1 rRNA gene is annotated in these 1,723 nt (G+C 49.9%); it reads left to right on the top strand.

The window, feature by feature from the left end:
* Window positions 1-23 precede the first annotated feature (23 nt).
* A 23S ribosomal RNA gene (locus tag BLS57_RS19525) occupies window positions 24-1,723 on the top strand; the annotation flags it as partial.

The following is a 1,723-nucleotide window of genomic DNA, read 5'->3' as shown; positions in this document are numbered from 1 at the left end:
CAAGTCTTGCTTTTTCTGGATCAAATCAAGCGCGAAAAGGGCGTTTGGTGAATGCCTTGGCAGTAAGAGGCGATGAAAGACGTGATACTCTGCGATAAGCCATGGGGAGCTGAGAATAAGCTTTGATCCATGGATTTCTGAATGGGGCAACCCACCTGATACTTTGTTATTACTACCCTTCGGGGTAGCTAATAACTTGGTAAACCAGGTATTTTTAGGCTGAATATATAGGCTTAAAAAAGCAAACCCGGGGAACTGAAACATCTAAGTACCCGGAGGAAAGGAAATCAATATGATACTCCCCTAGTAGCGGCGAGCGAACGGGGACCAGCCGAGCCATGAGTGTGGTTAGAATGCGTTGGAATGCGCAACCAAAGTGGGTGATAGTCCCGTATAAGAAGCATGATTGGACGTATTAAGTAGGGCGGAACACGTGAAATTCTGTCTGAAGATCGGAGGACCACCTTCGAAGGCTAAGTACTCCTTACTGACCGATAGTGAACCAGTACCGTGAGGGAAAGGTGAAAAGCACCCCGACGAGGGGAGTGAAACAGTACCTGAAACCGAACGCCTACAAACAGTTGGAGGGACCTTGCGTCCTGACAGCGTACCTTTTGTATAATGGGTCATCGACTTGGTCTCACGAGCAAGCTTAAGCCGTTAGGTGTAGGCGTAGCGAAAGCGAGTCTTAATAGGGCGTTGAGTTCGTGGGATCAGACCCGAAACCGAGTGATCTAGGCATGGCCAGGTTGAAGATAAGGTAACACTTATTGGAGGACCGAACCCACATCTGTTGAAAAAGATCGGGATGAGCTGTGCCTAGGGGTGAAAGGCCAATCAAACTCGGAGATAGCTGGTTCTCTGCGAAATCTATTTAGGTAGAGCGTCGACCGAATACCCTCGGGGGTAGAGCACTGGATGGGTAATGGGGCCCCACAGGCTTACTGATCCTAACCAAACTCCGAATACCGAGGAGTACTAGTCGGCAGACACACGGCGAATGCTAACGTCCGTCGTGAAGAGGGAAACAACCCTAACCTCCAGCTAAGGCCCCTAATTCATGGCTAAGTGGGAAAGCAGGTGAGACGACCAAAACAACCAGGAGGTTGGCTTAGAAGCAGCCATCCTTTAAAGATAGCGTAACAGCTCACTGGTCTAAATAAGTTGTCTTGCGGCGAAGATGTAACGGGGCTCAAGCCATGAGCCGAAGCTGAGGATGCATTTATTGCATGGTAGCAGAGCGTAGTGTGACATAGTTCCATGTGTCCTTATCGTCCTTCGGGACGTATTGGACACAAGGAGCTTTCTGTGAAGCTGGCGCGTGAGCGATCCGGTGGAGAGATCACTAGTGAGAATGATGACATGAGTAGCGACAAAGAGTGTGAGAGACACTCTCGCCGAAAGTCCAAGGGTTCCTGCTTAAAGCTAATCTGAGCAGGGTAAGCCGACCCCTAAGGCGAGGCCGAAAGGCGTAGTCGATGGGAACCAGGTTAATATTCCTGGGCCAGATGGAAGTGACGGATCTCGAGGGTAGTTCATCCTTATCGGATTGAATGGGCTGCTTAGAGGTCCCTGGAAATAGCTCCATCGCTAGATCGTACCCTAAACCGACACAGGTGGACAGGTAGAGAATACCAAGGCGCTTGAGAGAACTATGTTGAAGGAACTCGGCAAAATACCTCCGTAAGTTCGCGAGAAGGAGGCCCGGTTTCTAGGCAACTAG

It is taken from the genome of Sulfitobacter delicatus (genome assembly GCF_900102535.1).
In the GTDB taxonomy this organism is placed as follows: domain Bacteria; phylum Pseudomonadota; class Alphaproteobacteria; order Rhodobacterales; family Rhodobacteraceae; genus Sulfitobacter; species Sulfitobacter delicatus.
This window is presented reverse-complemented; position numbering and strand designations above follow the sequence as displayed.